At 65.5% G+C, this 13847-nt stretch carries 17 protein-coding genes; 14 read left to right on the top strand and 3 right to left on the bottom strand.

Annotated elements, in window-relative coordinates:
* From DSD19_RS22345 to DSD19_RS21450, 14 genes are all read left to right on the top strand, one after another.
* The coding region (locus DSD19_RS22345; protein WP_371412592.1) for a phage tail tape measure protein at nucleotides 1–385 on the top strand (385 nt) is incomplete at its 5' end.
* A complete protein-coding gene (locus DSD19_RS11795; RefSeq protein WP_113669711.1) occupies nucleotides 385–981 on the top strand; it encodes a hypothetical protein in 597 nt (198 codons plus the stop codon). The genes DSD19_RS22345 and DSD19_RS11795, both read left to right, overlap by 1 nt.
* Entirely contained in the window at nucleotides 981–1505 is a 525-nt protein-coding gene (locus DSD19_RS11800) for a hypothetical protein (RefSeq protein ID WP_113669712.1), read from the top strand. Before DSD19_RS11795 ends, DSD19_RS11800 begins: the two co-directional genes overlap by 1 nt.
* Nucleotides 1502–1924, top strand: a complete 423-nt coding sequence (locus DSD19_RS11805) for a hypothetical protein (protein ID WP_133260413.1) — start codon at nucleotides 1502–1504, stop codon at nucleotides 1922–1924. Before DSD19_RS11800 ends, DSD19_RS11805 begins: the two co-directional genes overlap by 4 nt.
* Nucleotides 1909–5094 carry a phage tail protein gene (locus DSD19_RS11810; protein WP_113669714.1) on the top strand — a complete coding sequence of 1062 codons (3186 nt, stop codon included), beginning with the start codon at nucleotides 1909–1911 and terminating at the stop codon, nucleotides 5092–5094. The genes DSD19_RS11805 and DSD19_RS11810 overlap by 16 nt, the downstream gene beginning before the upstream one ends.
* A gap of 20 nt (nucleotides 5095–5114) precedes the next feature.
* A complete protein-coding gene (locus DSD19_RS11815; RefSeq protein WP_113669715.1) occupies nucleotides 5115–5906 on the top strand; it encodes a hypothetical protein in 792 nt (263 codons plus the stop codon).
* Between the two features lie 99 nt (nucleotides 5907–6005).
* Complete coding sequence (locus DSD19_RS11820; RefSeq protein ID WP_113669716.1) at nucleotides 6006–6317, top strand: hypothetical protein; 312 nt, start codon at nucleotides 6006–6008, stop codon at nucleotides 6315–6317.
* A gap of 117 nt (nucleotides 6318–6434) precedes the next feature.
* Nucleotides 6435–6662: a hypothetical protein gene (locus DSD19_RS11825; protein ID WP_113669717.1), complete on the top strand. Its 228-nt coding sequence runs from the start codon at nucleotides 6435–6437 to the stop codon at nucleotides 6660–6662.
* Nucleotides 6659–7132, top strand: a complete 474-nt coding sequence (locus DSD19_RS11830) for a lysozyme (RefSeq protein ID WP_113669718.1) — start codon at nucleotides 6659–6661, stop codon at nucleotides 7130–7132. Before DSD19_RS11825 ends, DSD19_RS11830 begins: the two co-directional genes overlap by 4 nt.
* Nucleotides 7133–7146: 14 nt before the next feature.
* Nucleotides 7147–7452: a bacteriophage spanin2 family protein gene (locus tag DSD19_RS11835; RefSeq protein WP_113669719.1), complete on the top strand. Its 306-nt coding sequence runs from the start codon at nucleotides 7147–7149 to the stop codon at nucleotides 7450–7452.
* Between the two features lie 159 nt (nucleotides 7453–7611).
* Nucleotides 7612–8418 (top strand): DNA adenine methylase, encoded by an 807-nt coding sequence (locus DSD19_RS11840; RefSeq protein ID WP_113669724.1) that lies wholly within the window; start codon nucleotides 7612–7614, stop codon nucleotides 8416–8418.
* 63 nt (nucleotides 8419–8481) lie between these two features.
* Nucleotides 8482–9126, top strand: a complete 645-nt coding sequence (locus DSD19_RS11845; RefSeq protein ID WP_113669720.1) for an HNH endonuclease family protein — start codon at nucleotides 8482–8484, stop codon at nucleotides 9124–9126.
* Between the two features lie 272 nt (nucleotides 9127–9398).
* The gene (locus DSD19_RS11850; RefSeq protein WP_113669721.1) at nucleotides 9399–10541 is read left to right on the top strand and encodes a hypothetical protein; all 1143 of its coding nucleotides are present in this window, start codon (nucleotides 9399–9401) and stop codon (nucleotides 10539–10541) included.
* A gap of 1 nt (nucleotide 10542) precedes the next feature.
* A complete protein-coding gene (locus tag DSD19_RS21450) occupies nucleotides 10543–11568 on the top strand; it encodes a hypothetical protein (RefSeq protein WP_165828116.1) in 1026 nt (341 codons plus the stop codon).
* Here the strand turns inward: DSD19_RS21450 and DSD19_RS11855 are convergent.
* The 3 genes from DSD19_RS11855 to DSD19_RS11865 form a co-directional block, all read right to left on the bottom strand.
* Nucleotides 11565–12497 carry a DNA adenine methylase gene (locus DSD19_RS11855; protein WP_207802455.1) on the bottom strand — a complete coding sequence of 311 codons (933 nt, stop codon included), beginning with the start codon at nucleotides 12495–12497 and terminating at the stop codon, nucleotides 11565–11567. The two genes, DSD19_RS21450 and DSD19_RS11855, sit on opposite strands and share 4 nt — an antisense overlap.
* 339 nt (nucleotides 12498–12836) lie before the next feature.
* Entirely contained in the window at nucleotides 12837–13256 is a 420-nt protein-coding gene (locus DSD19_RS11860) for a type II toxin-antitoxin system HicB family antitoxin (RefSeq protein ID WP_075784022.1), read from the bottom strand.
* 32 nt (nucleotides 13257–13288) lie between these two features.
* The gene (locus tag DSD19_RS11865; RefSeq protein ID WP_113669723.1) at nucleotides 13289–13477 is read right to left on the bottom strand and encodes a type II toxin-antitoxin system HicA family toxin; all 189 of its coding nucleotides are present in this window, start codon (nucleotides 13475–13477) and stop codon (nucleotides 13289–13291) included.
* Nucleotides 13478–13847: the final 370 nt, after the last annotated feature.

The following is a 13847-nucleotide window of genomic DNA, read 5'->3' on the forward strand; positions in this document are numbered from 1 at the left end:
CTTCTCGGGGATCTTCGGGGGCGCGGGCGCCGGTGCGGGCGGCGGCGTGAAGGTCAACGCCCTTGGCAATGTCTTCGACGGCGGCCGGGTCCGGGCCTTTGCCGCGGGCGGGGTGGTCGACCGGCCGACCTTCTTTCCGATGCGGGGCGCCGCGACCGGGCTCATGGGCGAGGCAGGCCCCGAGGCGATCCTGCCGCTGACCCGGCTGGGCAATGGCAAGCTCGGCGTCGCGAGCCTCGGCGGCGGCGGGGTGCGCATGGGCGATGTGCATGTCTCGGTCGCGGGCAGCACTGCCAGCCCGGAACAGATCGCGGAAGTCGTGCGCCAGGTCACGCGCGACGAGGCGCAGCGGGTCTATGCCCGCCAGCGCCGGGAGGGCGTCTGATGGCCTTCCCGCCCGAGGCGGTGCGCATCGCGGGCTTCACGCTGCGCCAGGTGACCTCCTCGATCCGCACCCAATCGCCCTACAGCTTTGCGCAAACGGCCTATGACTTCATGGGCGGGACCTGGGCGGCCGAGCTGACGCTGGCGGCGTTTGACGCCCGCGAAAGCGCTGCGATCTCGGCCTGGCTTGCGGGCCTCAATGGCCCGACGGGCCGCTTCGAGCTCGACATGGCCGCGATGGACTATGACGGCCCCCAAGGGCTGATCACCGCCGATCCGGTGGTGGCGCTGGCGGCCCAGCCCCGCGCGCAGACGCTGGTGCTGCAACTCGCCACGGCGGCCGACACCATAACTGTCGGCGACTATCTCACGCTCGACGGCCATCTGCACATCGTGACCGGGGCCGAGGCCCCCACGGCCGCCTTCCGGCAGACCCTCACCCTCTGGCCCCGCCTGCGCGCCCCCGTCGCGGCGGGCGATCCGGTGGCGCTGCGCGCGCCCTGGGGGACCTGGGCGCTGGCCGGATCCGAGACCGCGCTCGCCGTCAGCCAGGCCCGCGTCCGGACCCGCACCGTGCAACTGGTGGAGGCGCTGTGATGGACACCAGCGGCGACAGGATCCTCGGCCTGCTGGTGCAGTGCCGGTTCGACAGCGGGGATCTGGCGATGTTCACGGGCCATGGCACGGTCGAGTGGGAGGGCGTGACCTATCTCGGCGCGGCCGGGCAGATGCTCCGGATCGGCGAGGCGCAGGAGACCTCGGGCGGCGAGATGCCGGGGCTGACGCTGACGCTGGCGGGGCTCGATCCCGAGGTGGTGGCGCTGGCCGAGCTCGAGGAGTTCCAGCGCCGCCGGGTGACGCTGCGCCTCGCGCTCTTCGACCCCGAGGGCCGGATCGAGGCGGCCGATGTGCTCTGGGACGGGCTCGCCGACACGCTCGACAGCGATGACGGGCCCGACACCGCGACCGCCACGCTCGCCTGCGAGGAACGCGCCATGGATCTGGGCCGCAAGCGCCCGTTTTACTACCTGCCCGAGGATCAGCAGCGTCGCTTTCCCGGCGACCGTTTCTTCGACCTCGTGCAAGCCATCCAGAACCGGGAGGACACATGGGGGAGATGACCGGCACGATACTGCGGCGCGAGGGCTGGGAATTGCGGCTGGCGGCCGAGATCCGGGACTGGGACGGCCGGGCCTTCGCCTGGGGCACGGCCGATTGCCTGGGCTTCTGCCGGGCGACCGCGCGGGCGATGACGGGGCGCGATCCGATCCCGGACCTGCCGGATTATGCCAGCGAGATCCAGGCGGCGAAGGGGCTGGTGCGGCTTGGCTTCGGCTCCATCGCCGATCTGATCGACGCGCATCTGCCGCGGGTGGCGGTGGCGCTGGCCCGGCGCGGCGACTGGGTGATGGGCGATGCCGCGGGCGCGCTGCCCGGCGCCATGGGCGTCGTCACCGGCCGCCATGCGGTGCATCTGGCCGAGCGCGGACCCGTCCGCCGCCCGGTCCTCGACGCGGAGGCGGCATGGCGCATCGGGTGAGTTGCCTCGCGCGGGCGGCGCGGATCGGCGCACCCCTCGCGGTCCTGATCGTGGCGCTGATCCTGTCCGCGGCCCCCGCCGCCGCGATGCCGCCGGTCGGCGCGGCGCTGGCCGCCGCCGCCGGGGGCTGGGCCGCCGGGCTGACCGCGACCGCGATCATGGGCCAGGCCGCCATGGCCTTCGTGCTGTCGGGCGTGCAGATGGCGCTGGCGAAGAAGCCGAAGGTCAAGACCCGCGACGAGATCACTCTGAACCGGATCCAGCCGGTGACGGCGGGCCTCATCCTCTATGGCGAACGCACCCTCGGCGGCACCATCGTCGCCCGCTCGACCACCGAGGCCGGGGGCAAGCCGCATCGGCGCTATCATTCCGTCATGCCGCTCGCCTGCCACCAGATCGACGGCGCGGTCGAGATCTGGCTGGGCGAGACCAAGGTCTGGACCGAGGCGCAATACCGCCGCGATGAAGCGCAGGGCACCGGCGATCCCTACCATTGGGGCCAGATCGAGAGCGACTTCAAGGGCCGCATCCGGCTGAAGGTGCATACCGGCGCCGAGGATCAGGCGGCCGAGCCGCGCTATGTCGCGGCCGCCTCGGAATGGACGGCCGATCACCGCGGGCGCGGCGTCGCCTATGTCTATTTCGAGGCCGATTACGACCGCGACCTGTTTCCGACCGGCGCGCCCCAGATCCGCGTCCGCGCCCGCGGCAAGCGCGTATACGACCCGCGCGACTGGATCTCGACCCCGCTCGCCTCGGCCAGGGCCCTCCGGCCCGGCTCTATATGGGCTGGCTATGACGGCGGCGCCATCGGCCGGACCTCGGGTGCGAGCTATCCGCAGGGCGAATCCGACGCCGCCTGGACCGGCGGCCCCATCGCCGCGCGGTTCTTCTTCGGGCACCGCTATCCCGGCGGGCTCACCCCCGAGGCCGGGCTGAGCCCGGATCTGACCGCGCAGGACGGCGACACTCTCGATTACAAAAGGATGGCGCTCGACGCGGATCTCTTCGCGGCCTTCGATGTCGCCTTTCCGGCCGTGCCCGAAGGCGTGATCTGGGAACAGGGCGGCTCGGGCTATGGCGCCTATCTGGGGGTGACCGGGGCCGATCTCGTCTTCCGCGCCGGATCGGGCGAGGTCGCGGGCGAGGAACTGGCCCGGGCCACCCTGCCGGTCGCGGATCTCGCCGGGCGGCGCGGCACGATCTATGTCGAGATCGACATTGCGGCGGGCGCGGTCGCGCTGTGGTTCCGCGGGCGGCGCTATTCGACGAACCCGGCGCTCTGCCTGCGCGACTACGCCCTGACGCCCGAACTGTTTGGCGGCATCGGCTGGACCGAGGCCGATCTCGACGATGCCGCCATCGTGGCGCTGGCCAATGCCGCCGAGGAACCGGTGCCGCTGGCCACGGGCGGCAGCCAGCCGCGCTATGCCTTCAACGGCGTGCTCGACACCGAGGCGGCTCCGCGCGAGAATCTCGATGCGCTCTCCTCCGCCTGGGGCGGCTGGTGGGCCTGCGAACGCGGGCGGCTGACGCTGGGCGGCGCAGTCTGGGAAGAGCCCGAGCTGACGATCACCGAGGACATGCTGGTGGCCGGGATCCGGGTGATCGCGCGGCGGCCCTTCGAGGAGCAGTTCAACACCGTCAAGGCGCAGTTCGCCGATGCGACGGCCGAGCATGTGGTGACCGACCTGCCGGTCCTGGCCTCCGAGACGTATCGCGCCGCCGATCATGGCGAGCGGCTGGTGCGCGATCTGGGCGAGCTGCCGGGCGAGACCGATCCGGTGCGCGGCCAGCGGCTGATGAAGCTGGCGCTCCTGAAGGGCCGCCGCCAGCGCCAGGTGATCCTGCCCTGTTCGCTCGCCGCCTGGGGCGTGCGGCTGGGCGACACTGTCCGCGTCACGATCCCCCGCCGGGGCTGGGAGGCCAAGGCCTTCGAGGTCACGGCCCGCGCGGTCACGGTCGGCCCCGAGGGGGTGCAGGTGCGGCTGACCTGCCTGGAAACCGGCCCCGCGATCTTCGACTGGCGCACCAGCGAGGAACAGGCGCGGCCCGCGGGCGGTGTGCCCACGCTGCCCTCGCCGACCGCGAGGCCCCAGGTCTCGGCGCCGACCATGAGCGAGGAGCTTTACGAGACCCGCGGCGGCGGCGGGGTCAAGACCCGGGTGCGGCTGGCGGCCACGACCGACAATCCGTTCATTGATGCCTGGCAGTTCTCCTGGAGGCCGGTCGCGGCCCCGGCATCGGAGACCACCGTGCGCGGCCTCACCGATGTCGCCGAGGACCTGATCGACGACATGGCGCCCGGCACCTATGTCTTCGGCGCGCGCGGGCGCAACACCCGCGGCATGTGGTCGGACTGGGTCTATGCGGGCGCCGCCGCCGTGCAGGGCGAGAACGCCCCGCCGGTCGCGATCACCAACCTGGCCGGGCAGTCGGCCGGGGGGGCCGTGGCGATGCTGCGCTGGGACCGGCACCCGTCGCTCGACGTGCGCCAGGGCGGCTGGATCGAGTTCCGCCATTCGGCCGAGCTGACCGGCGCGACCTGGCAAAGCTCGGTGGTGATCGGCAAGGCGGTGCCGGGCGGGGCGACGGACGCCTCGCTGCCGCTCAAGACCGGCAGCTATCTCGCGCGGCCCTATGACGCCAGGGGCAATCCCGGCCCGGTCAGCGCGGTCGCGCTGCGCGCCGCCTCGCTGGTGCCGATGGCCGAGGTCGCCCGCCTCGACGAGGCGCCGGGCTTTGCCGGGACCAAGGCGGATTGCTCGGCCGCGGGCGGCGTGCTGTCGACCGACGAGGGTGCGACCGAGGCGCTTTATGTCTTCTCGGCGCTCATCAACCTCGGCACGGCCGGGCCGGTGCGGCTGGTCAGCGATGTCGGGATCCTGATCGAGGAACGGCGGGACCGGATCTTCGGCCCCGAAACGGGCGCCTTCTGGACCCCGCCCGACGGGCTGTTCTGGCAGGGCGGGGCCGATGCCTATGGCGATCTCGACACCCAGGTCCGGGTCCATGACGACGCCACCGCGACCTGGGGCCCCTGGCAAAGCTTCGATGCGGCCGAGTTCGACGGCCGCCTGTTCCAGATCCGCGCGGCGCTCTCGGTCGAAAGCGCGGCCTATGCGCTGCGCGTCACCCGCCTGTCCGTCGCGGCCTACCGCGCAACCTGATCCCCAACCCCGAGGAGACCATGACCCAGGCCACCTATATTCCGAACGTCACCCACACCAAGGCCCAGGCCTTCGCCTTCTTCCAGGGCGCCCTGGCCGCCGCCGCCTCGACCAATGCCGGGCCGACCGCGCCCCCCGAGACCTGGCCCGGCATGCTCTGGGTCGATACCGCCGCGAAGGCGCTGAAAATGCGCAACGAGGCCAATAGCGGCTGGATCGCGCTTGGCGGCTATGCCTCGGACAGCTTCGTTCCGGCCGGGCTGCGGGAACTGACCGAGGCGCAGGCGCTCGACAGCAGTGGCACGGCCTATGGCATGCTGACCGGGAAGATCCTCGCCGCGCTTCTGGACAAATACGACAGCACCAATACCAGGGCCGCCTGCCACCAGTTCCATTCGGACGGGTCCTCCGAGCCCGGGATCGTCGCGATTGGCGATTTTGCGATGGCGCATGTCGCGTATTATTCGGCGCAGAGGGGCTCGGATGGCTGGCGCATGGCGTTCTCGTCCGATGAGGGCATGAGCTGGGGGCCATGGATCGCGCTGCCCGGCGATTATGCCAACGAGACCGGCGGGGCCGGGACCTTTCCGCTGACCGAGGGCGCGTTCCTCTGTCCGTTCCAGTCCTATGCCAGGCGGGCGGTCACGCTGCCGGGCGGTTCGGGCACCGAGCTTTTCCCCGCGCTCACGACAGAGACCGTCCGGGTGCCCGCCCTGGCCACGCATGTGCGGTTTGCCGTCGTGAGGAGCCGCGCGGGCGATGCGGTCCTGACCGTGACCCTCTCTCCCGCGGGCGCGCGGACCGAGCTCTGATCCCCCGAGACCCATCCCGAAGGAGACCGGCCATGGCCGACGATACCGACATTCCCCGCGACGGTCCCGGGGCGGGCCGGACCCTCTGGGCGCGCCGCCATGCTTGAGGCGACCGACAGCGCGCTCCGCACCCTGCTGGCGATCCTCGGCGCGCTGGTGCTGGTCTGGCTGCGCACCGACGGCATGGCGCTGGTCGCCCGCATGGGCATCGTGCTGGCCTCGGGCGCCATCGGCTATGTCGCGGGCCCCGAGATCGCGCTCTGGCTCGACATGCCCGAGCGCCTGACCATCGTCGGCGTGACCGTGCTGGGCCCGCTGGCGCTGGAAACCGCCGCCGCGGCCCTCCTCTGGCTCAAGCGCGACCCCGCCCATCTGGCCGAAATGCTGCGCCTCTGGCGGGGCGGGAAATGAGCCGGACACTCTATCTCACCCTCACCGCCGCCATCTGGCTGGCGCTCATCGTCTGGCCCTGATCCGGGGCCGCGCCGACTTCCCTATCCCTGACAGAGCCCAAGGAGGGCAATGCAAATGAAACTCGTGCCCAACTGGCGCGCGGTGCTGCGCCGTGCGTGGTCGGTGTGGATTCTGGCCGCCATGGTCATCCTGTCCGGCCTCGAGGCCGCCGCTTCGCTGGTCTCGGCCGACATGCTCGGCTTGCCGCCTGACATCTACGCCGCCGCCGTGGGGCTTCTGTCCGCCGCCGCCGTTCTGGCCCGCCTGATCGCCCAGACCGGCCTTGAGGGGGCAGACCGATGATCCGCCGTCGCATTGCCGCGAAGGGCGGGGCCGCCGCTGCGGTGATCGCCGCCGCCGTCGCGCTGATCGCCCCCTGGGAGGGCCTCCGCACCGCCTCCTATCGCGACATCGTGGGCGTCTGGACGATCTGCTACGGCGAGACCCTGGGCGTCGGCCCCGGCCAGACCGCGACGCCCGAGGCCTGCCGGTCCCAGCTCGCCCGCCGCACCGCTGAGTTCGAGGCCGAGATCCGCCCCTGTCTGCCCGGCGCGCTGCCGGTCGAGACCCGGGCGGCCTTCGTCTCGGCCGCCTACAATATCGGCTCCGGCGCCTTCTGCCGGTCGAGCATGTCCCGCCGCGCCCTCGCGGGCGATCTGCCCGGCGCCTGCGATGCCCTGACCCTGTGGGTCAAGGCAGGCGGTCGCACCGTGCAGGGTCTCGTCAACCGCCGCACTGCGGAACGCGCGCTATGCCTGTCCGGCCTCGACTGATCCTCGCAGCGCTCTTGCTGTCAGGCTGCGGCGGGCTGCCCGTGCCCCTCGGCCCGAACGTCGCCGCCAATGTCCAGGCCGGGGCCGAGAACGTCCAGGGTCTGAAGGTCGAGAACGCGCCCAGCATCGTGCGCCCCCGCGCCCGCGAGATCCGCCAGGAGCAATCCGAGAACAGGGTCAGGGCGGATCGCGTCGAGACCGTCGTCGTCAACGAAATCCCCGCCTGGATCGTGCTGATCGCCCTGATCGGATGGATCGCCCCCTCGCCAGGCGAGATCGCGCGGCGGATCGGCCAGGCGGTCAGGCGCCGCCGGGTCTGAGAGCTTCCCCCGCCTTCGGGCGGGGGCAAGGCGGTGCGTCAACACCGCCTCACCACGCAGCCTGCGTCAACAAGTGCTGCGCCGACACCCAAGAGGGAATCTGCCGCCCGACTCTCGCGAGAGCGGGCGGACCTAGAACAGGTTCCTGACATGAACGAAATGCGAAAAACCGTCCCCGCCACTCCGGTCGCCCCCTGGCTCGGCGGCAAGAAGGCCCTCCATCGCCGCATCATCGAAAAGATCGAGGCGATCCCGCACCGCACCTATGTCGAGCCCTTCCTCGGCATGGGCGGGGTCTTCCTGCGCCGCAGCTGGCGCCCGCGACTCGAGGTGGCGAACGATCTGAACGGCGAGATCACCAATCTCTTCCGCGTGTTGCAGCGCCATTACCCGCAGCTGATGGAGGTCATGCGCTTCCAGATCACCTCGCGCCGCGAGTTCGAGCGGCTCCGCGCCTGCGATCCCGCCACGCTGACCGATCTGGAACGCGCCGCCCGGTTCCTCTATCTGCAGCGGCTCGCCTTCGGCGGCCAGCTCCGCGGGGTCTTCGGCGTGGCGCCCGACCAGAGCGCCCGGTTCAGCCTGGCCAAGATCGGCCCGCTGCTCGACGCCGCCCATGACCGGCTCGATGGCGTGGTCTTCGAAAACCTGCCCTGGCAGGAGGTGCTGGCGCGCTATGACGGCCCGCAGGCGCTGTTCTATCTCGATCCGCCCTATTGGGGCGGCGAGGACGATTACGGCAAGGGGCTCTTCGACCGCGACCAGTTCGCCGAGCTGGCCGAGCGCCTGGGCAGGATCGAGGGCGCCTTCGTGCTGTCGATCAACGACCGGCCCGAGATCCGCGCGCTCTTCGGGGCCTTCCGGATTGAGGAGGTGCGGCTGAATTACTCTGTCTCGAAGGGCGGCGCGACCGCCGCGCGGGAGTTGATCATCGCCAATCGCGAGGTCATGACGGGGCTGGTATGAGGTCCCCCGGCCCGGTCGGCGTTTAACCGGATCTTGGGGGCGCGAGGTCAAAGGTCCGTCCCCATGCGCCGTCTTCTCCCCCTGCTTTTGCTGAGCCTGACGCTCCTGACCTGCGCCCCGGTTGCGCAGGCCCCGGAGCTGGCGAGCCCGGCCGCGCCCTACACCCGCGCAGCCTTTGGCACGGGCTGGGCCGATCCGGATGGCGATTGCCTCGACACCCGGGCCGAGCTGCTGGCGGATCTCTCCACCGTGCCGGTGACCCTGGCGCCTTCGGGCTGTTCGGTGCGTCACGGCCGGTGGATCGCGCCCTATACCGGCCAGGTGGTGACCGAGGCCCGGGATCTCGACATCGACCACATCGTGCCGCTGCGCTATGCGTGGGGCCATGGTGCCGCCAGCTGGTCAGCCGAGAAGCGCGCCCGCTTCGCCCTCGATCCCGTCAACCTGTTGCCCGTGACCGCCTCGGCGAACCGCTCGAAGGGCGCGCGCGGGCCGCTGGAATGGTTGCCGCCCGATCAAGGATTCCGCTGCCAGTATGTGCTGCGGTTCCGGCGGATCTCCAAGGCCTACGGGCTGGCGTTCACGGCCGCGGACGAGCAGGATCTGGTGGCGCTGACCGGGCGTGTGTGTGTGGGGCGTGAACGGCGGGGAGCTGCCGTTCGGAATCGCCCCGGGGTATCGGCCGAGCTTCACGAGAGCGGACCTTAACCGCACCGTGGCCCATCGTGAGGCAGACTTTGGCAGTCTGGGCGGCAAGCGGTCGTTCCTTGCGAGCCGCATCAAAGGCCAGTGCGCACAACCTTCCAGCGCGCGGAGTTTGCCTCAGTGCTGTCTGGCCACGGACTGACTGGCAGTGAACTCACACAAACCTCGTGTGTTCAACCTAGCAGCATTGTCTGGACGGCTAACCGCAAGCCTTCTAAGGGTGGCTGCGGTACACCGGTTAGGCCCAACCAACCATACCAGCAGACGGAGGTTCCATGAACTGGGACGAAGTAGTCGGCATCAAAGAAACGAAGATAGTTGACGTCGACCTTTTGAATTTCGATACGAACAATCCACGTTTCACACCAGACAAACGCCCGGACGAGGATACTGATCGAGCAGTCGTGGCTGAGTTGGCCCGAACGGCCGACCTGTCGGAATTGGTGCAATCAATCGGCACCAGCGGCTACATAAATATCGAGCCGCTAGTGGTTGTTGTTAGAGATGACAAGCTAGTTGTTCTGGAAGGAAATAGAAGACTAGCTGCTCTCAGGGCTCTTCGCGATGAGGAGTTGGCAAGGTATGCAAAACTCACCCTCCCGAGATTCGACAATGAGATCCGGGATACCATGTGCAATATCCTCGTTCACCGCGTCGAGAAAGAGGAAGACGCGCGCGAACTAATCGGGTTCAAACACATTAACGGCCCCCAGGCATGGGACGCCTTTGCGAAGGCAACTTTCGCGGCTAGGTGGCTGGATTCGCAAGTCAATGAAAAAGAGCCGTTAACGCTCTTTGAGATAGCAAACCGTATGGGCGACAAGCACGCCACCATTCACAGAATGGTGACGGCCTACTATGTTTTGATGCAGGCCGAGCGCCTCGACATCTTCCACATGGATGACAGGTACAAACGGGCTTTCAGTTTTTCGCACCTTTACACGGGCTTGTCGTATAGTGAGTTCTCAGATTACCTCGGGATGCCGCGACCACAGCGAGATCAGGACCCTTCAAGAGACCCGGTGAGCCCCGATTACTACGAAAAACTGGGAAATATTCTGACCTGGTTGTATGGATCGAAAGAGCGTGAAATCCAACCTGTGGTTCGCAGCCAGAATCCTGATCTGGGTAGAGTGCGGGAAGTTCTAAAGTCCAAGTCCGGCACCAAGGTTCTTGAGCAAACCAGTCACCTTGACGATGCCTTGATCACCGCAACGCCAAAGGACCTGCGGTTCTCAAAGCACATTGTCGAAGCGAATGGTCAACTTCGATTGGCGCTTGAAACCCTAGATGGCTTTGATCCGGCGTCTCAATCAGAGCTTCAGGAGATCATCGCATCTGCATGGAAACGAATTCGGGTGATTAAAGCTACCGTTGACAGCCAGGTGGCCGATTTCGAAAAGACAGTTGAAGACTGATATGCCGATCGAACCTGTAGTGACACCTGAATTGAACGCCGAGGATCATGTCTTGGTGGACTGGCTCGAGCTAGTCGCTTTTTTTAACGAATTTCGGACTGCAAGGCTGGATGAGCTTGATGCTGCAATCGAAGAGCAGTTTGAAGCCCCTGCCGACGATGAGCCCGACGAAGATACCGATGACCTCGGTGATGCCAATGGCGGAAACATTGCAAAAATTGACGCCGCAAAGGAAAGACTTCGGGAAAGCATCGAGAATGAGGTAGATTTTCGGACCACAGATTGCGCGAATGCGTATCCTTTCCGTCTGGGCGCTGATGCCGAAGAGCTGATTTTGGTGGAGGATTGGCAGGATGATAAGTTTACGCCTTACCTAACCTGCCTCATAACAACGCACTTGACCAAGAAAAGCCTTTTTGATTTTGAGGTTTCTGGCGATTTGATTCAACGCCTTCGGAACCGGGTTTTTCAGGTTCTATCGACCTTTGCGATGGCTGGATTGGCCAGTGGAAGCGCCGCAAGCATTGGATGGCCGCGTTCCGACAAATCTGATATTATCGCGACTTTGAAAAGAGCTGAAACGCGAGGTGCTGGGTTCCGCACTAGGGACACCCCTGGCAGGTATACTCCACCCAACGAGAAGGATGGGGGTGTCGATGTGATCGCTTGGCAGATCGATGTCCGCCCGCCACCAATTTTTTTCTACTTTGCGCAAGTGGCCAGCGGCCATAATTGGCCAGGAAAACCGGTAAGCACTCACTCAAAACTATTCGAAAGGCACTACATGGACGATGCGCATCGTGGGAACGTCAACTATGCAACTTTGCTCCCATTTCGGATCGTGGATGAAGATCAGTGGAACAATGAACATGTGATACATGGGGCGCTTTTAGATCGGACGCGTTTGCCGAAACATGCAGTTATTGGACAAGCCCTTGCAAGGGGTGGCGTCGAAATGGATGAGGCTGAGAACATGCCCCAAGTTCTTAGCTGGCTGCAAGAATTCCGAGCCACAGCTCTGGCCTAGCGGTAATTCGGCTCTACCAAAATTTCGCTTTCACGACGCTTCGATTGCAGGCTGTAATTAACTGAAATTGTTGAGCAATTCTGGGATTTGTACAGCTGCCTGACTAGAGGTGCGTCATCATAGGTCAGCACCCAATACTTAACAGAACCGCTCGTCAGAATATCGGACAGGGCCACATGCTTTGCTTCACTCATGCCATCAAAATAGAGACGCCCCCCCGCTTTGACGTACGGCGGATCAATGAAAAACATCGTGTTACCGGAATCTGCTCTGCGCCGACCCCGGTCGATGAATGACAGTGCATCCATATTCGATAGTTCGATCCTCGCTCTATTTGCGGCGAGCCAAAGGACTTGGTTGGCTAGGCGCTCCACGTTAAACCGTGCGTTGAGCTTCCATTTCCCTCGTTGATCGTATCCACCGATTGGTCCGGCATTCAATATGATCCCAGATCTTGTTGTACGGTTCATGTAGAAAGTGGAAAAACCAATATCAAAGTCGTACTCGCGATCAGAAAATCCGGCAACCAGATCGCGATGATGATACCATTCCGGCATGTCCAAACGCACTTCACGTAGCTTTGCTACAAAGCGTTCAGGTTCGTCCAGAATTGCCTGCCAAGCAGAGAAGATACGCAAGTCGGCGTCATTGAGCCTCACAACATCAGCGTCACCATCTGCGAGTAATATCAGGGCCGCCCCAGCACCTCCACAAAACGGCTCTGCAAAAACCCGTTCTGCGGAGGTGTCAAGCAGCGACATGCGCCGTTTGAGAAATGCGGAGAGAAATCCTTTGCCGCCAGGGTAGCGAAAGGGTGACACCGCATTCTGCGTCGAACGGTTGGGGTCCTTTGGGACCTCTGTGATCGGCAAGGTAAGCATTTTCTCTTCATACACAACTTGTTGTCCGCGCGAAAGTTCTCGCGTCAAGCCTTGACGGACGGACAGGCCACCGGCTCAGGTGTTGCCTTCGCAGGCGAGGGAACCAACGCTATGTCAGTTCAGATGGTGTGAACGAGGCGGCCCTTACCTTGCACGAAGTTCAGGAAAGAGCGGGCCACGACTGCCAGACGACGGATCGCCGCAGATGTTGTGAACGGCCGCTTACATCGTCTGCGGACGGCACCTCCTCACGGCCCTAAGGTATGCTATCGGCAGATGCCAACCAGACGGCGGCCAGCTGCGCGGTGTGCGCGCTGAGGCGGGAGATGATGCCCTAGCGGCGCAGTGGACCGGCCCCGGCGTCGTTGCGCCATCACTTTCTGCGCCTCAAGCCGCAGCTTCCAACGCGAACCCGGGAGCCCGTCCCAACGCAGCGAACGCCGCATCGTATTGCTCCAACCGGGTGGCGTGGTTCGGATCGAACAGCCGATCAACCTGGGGCCGATGCCAGCCGAGATCCCGGACCAGATCGGCGCGGGTCTTGTCCGCATCTGACAGGGCCCAGAACAGCAGGACCTTGATCTGGAGCTGCAGCGGAACCGCCACGAGGCGCGGGCCGTCGCTCGGCCGCGGGATGTCCTCGAAACCCGATAGGCGTGATGCCAGCGCTTCGGAGATCGCTCCTTTGGCCATGCTCAGGGCTTCGGCTTCGGTTTCGCCGAAGCTGGTCACCTCCGGCAGATCCGGGCAGGTCACCAAAAAGGTACCGTTGTCGTCAGGGGTCAGGTCTACGGGATAGGCCAGCATCAGGGGATCGCCTCCTTCGGGAGATCCCGGCCTCACTTGAGGCCGAGATCCTTGAGTATCTTGTTCACCAGCCCCGTACCGAATTCCTTGCGGGCCCCGTGCATCGGGATCTGGCTTTTCCTGTCGCCCAATCGAACAGTCTTGTGGCCGCTGCCCCCTTTGTGGGTTTCGAAGGTACAGCCTTTGGAGCGCAGGAGCTTTTCGAGTTCTTTGCTGTTCATGGATATAACATAGTCAACACATCTGTTTAAGTCAACAGATGTGTTTAATCGCGGCGTGGAAATCTACGCCTGCGACCCGATCTTGGGCATCCACCCGATAAGAAGCGGATCGTAACATTCTGCTTTGGCGAGGCTGGCCTTCAACATTCGCGCATCGTTCCCGCTATGTACCGCCGTTGCTGAAACGAATTTCCCTTTTCTTTCAGATCGTTCAGGCGGATTGCAAATCCGTGCACGAGGGTTCGATTCCCTCACTCGCCTCCAAACTCCCTAAGAAAACAAAGAGTTTAGACCCTAGGCTCAGGACCCATTGATCTGCTTGAAACCGCTACGGCTGAATGATTCAAGCTCCCGGACTGACGGTGGGTGA

This window comes from Rhodovulum sp. BSW8 (assembly GCF_003314725.1).
Classification (GTDB): Bacteria; Pseudomonadota; Alphaproteobacteria; order Rhodobacterales; family Rhodobacteraceae; genus Rhodovulum; species Rhodovulum visakhapatnamense.

Bases quoted from the DNA above. Each gene is read 5' to 3' on its own strand.
- DSD19_RS11825 (WP_113669717.1), top strand. From the start codon at position 6,435: ATGAAACTCGTGCCCAACTGGCGCGCGGTGCTGCGCCGTGCGTGGTCG.
- DSD19_RS11865 (WP_113669723.1), bottom strand. From the start codon at position 13,477: ATGAACAGCAAAGAACTCGAAAAGCTCCTGCGCTCCAAAGGCTGTACC.
- DSD19_RS11800 (WP_113669712.1), top strand. From the start codon at position 981: ATGGACACCAGCGGCGACAGGATCCTCGGCCTGCTGGTGCAGTGCCGG.
- DSD19_RS11845 (WP_113669720.1), top strand. From the start codon at position 8,482: ATGCGCCGTCTTCTCCCCCTGCTTTTGCTGAGCCTGACGCTCCTGACC.
- DSD19_RS11815 (WP_113669715.1), top strand. From the start codon at position 5,115: ATGACCCAGGCCACCTATATTCCGAACGTCACCCACACCAAGGCCCAG.
- DSD19_RS11820 (WP_113669716.1), top strand. From the start codon at position 6,006: ATGCTTGAGGCGACCGACAGCGCGCTCCGCACCCTGCTGGCGATCCTC.
- DSD19_RS11810 (WP_113669714.1), top strand. From the start codon at position 1,909: ATGGCGCATCGGGTGAGTTGCCTCGCGCGGGCGGCGCGGATCGGCGCA.
- DSD19_RS11850 (WP_113669721.1), top strand. From the start codon at position 9,399: ATGAACTGGGACGAAGTAGTCGGCATCAAAGAAACGAAGATAGTTGAC.
- DSD19_RS11795 (WP_113669711.1), top strand. From the start codon at position 385: ATGGCCTTCCCGCCCGAGGCGGTGCGCATCGCGGGCTTCACGCTGCGC.
- DSD19_RS11860 (WP_075784022.1), bottom strand. From the start codon at position 13,256: ATGCTGGCCTATCCCGTAGACCTGACCCCTGACGACAACGGTACCTTT.
- DSD19_RS21450 (WP_165828116.1), top strand. From the start codon at position 10,543: ATGCCGATCGAACCTGTAGTGACACCTGAATTGAACGCCGAGGATCAT.
- DSD19_RS11830 (WP_113669718.1), top strand. From the start codon at position 6,659: ATGATCCGCCGTCGCATTGCCGCGAAGGGCGGGGCCGCCGCTGCGGTG.
- DSD19_RS11840 (WP_113669724.1), top strand. From the start codon at position 7,612: ATGCGAAAAACCGTCCCCGCCACTCCGGTCGCCCCCTGGCTCGGCGGC.
- DSD19_RS11805 (WP_133260413.1), top strand. From the start codon at position 1,502: ATGACCGGCACGATACTGCGGCGCGAGGGCTGGGAATTGCGGCTGGCG.